Origin of the sequence: Colwellia marinimaniae (genome assembly GCF_002207865.1) — a bacterium.
In the GTDB taxonomy this organism is placed as follows: domain Bacteria; phylum Pseudomonadota; class Gammaproteobacteria; order Enterobacterales; family Alteromonadaceae; genus Colwellia; species Colwellia marinimaniae.
Genome location: NZ_BDQM01000587.1, coordinates 1 through 205, shown reverse-complemented (window position 1 = coordinate 205; position 205 = coordinate 1). Strand labels below are relative to the sequence as shown.

The 205-nt window shown below is 43.4% G+C and carries 1 tRNA gene; it reads left to right on the top strand.

From position 1 onward, the window contains the following. Positions 1-128 precede the first annotated feature (128 nt). A tRNA-Gln gene (locus MTCD1_RS20585) sits at positions 129-203 on the top strand. Positions 204-205: the final 2 nt, after the last annotated feature.

Sequence of the window (205 nt, the reverse complement as noted above, 5' to 3'; positions counted from 1 at the left end):
GGGATATAGCCAAGCGGTAAGGCAGCGGGTTTTGATCCCGTCATTCAGAGGTTCAAATCCTCTTATCCCTGCCATTTTTTATGATGTTATTTAGTTATAAAAAAACTGCAATGTAATTACCTCCCAGTAGGGATATAGCCAAGCGGTAAGGCAGCGGGTTTTGATCCCGTCATTCAGAGGTTCAAATCCTCTTATCCCTGCCATT